Here is a 1,063-nt window from a genome sequence, read left to right as displayed (position 1 = left end):
GCCTGCGGCAAATCAGGAAATTAAAATAGAGCAGAGGAGTCATCAGTTTTTGTTCGGTGTCGGCGGGTTTGAGGCTGTAGAACTTGCCGGAGGAAACCCTGACGGCTCTTCGATAGATGAAAAACGCGCGGCGTTTTTACAGGAAAAACTTGACAAACTTTTTGCCCTTAACAATTATGCGACATTGCCATTTTACCTTGGACGCTATGAGCCGCAAGAAGGCAAACCCGACGAAAAGCGGTTAAAAGCGGCGGCTCGTTGGTATGCACAGAGGAATATAACAACAAAGGGTCATCCCTTGTGCTGGCATACGGTATGCGCCCCATGGCTTATGAATTATTCCAACGCTGAAATACTGAAAAAAGTTATAGCGCGAATAGAGCGCGACGTGTCTGCTTTTGCGGGACTTATTGATATATGGGATGTAATTAACGAGGTTGTCATCATGCCGATTTTTGACAAATACGACAACGCCATTACGCGAATATGCAAGGAATACGGACAAGTGCGTATCGTTAAAGAAGTGTTTGAAGCGGCAAAAAGAGCTAATCCAAACTCAGTACTATTGTTAAACGATTTTGACACGTCAAAAGATTATGAAATCCTTATAGATAAATGTTTGCAGGCGGGCATTCCCATTGACGTAATAGGCATACAATCGCACCAACATCAGGGTTATTGGGGCGCGGAAAAAATCCGCGATGTACTTGAGCGTTTTTCCCATTTCGGTTTACCTCTGCATTTTACTGAAAATACGCTAATTTCAGGCGATATAATGCCGCCGCACATTGTTGATCTTAACGATTGGAAGGTGGAAAAATGGTCTACTACTCCCGAAGGCGAAGAACGGCAAAAACGTGAAATAATCGAAATGTACGAAATTCTTTTCGCTCATCCGCAAGTACAGGCAATTACAACATGGTCTGGCACAGACAACGCATGGCTTCACGCGCCCGCCGGCTTCCTTCGCACCGACAACAGCGAAAAACCCGCATACAAGGCGTTACGGGCTAAAATAGAAAACGATTGGCGTACGGAAAAAACAGCCAGTACGGACGCAAAC

Annotated in this window: 1 protein-coding gene; it reads left to right on the top strand. The window is 45.2% G+C overall.

What is annotated here, in order from left to right; all coding sequences use genetic code 11:
• A partial coding sequence (locus tag ACYVTD_RS13680; protein WP_461248284.1) for an endo-1,4-beta-xylanase occupies positions 1 to 1,063 on the top strand: 1,063 nt, incomplete at both ends.

This window comes from Treponema sp. R6D11, assembly GCF_054786075.1.
This window is presented reverse-complemented; position numbering and strand designations above follow the sequence as displayed.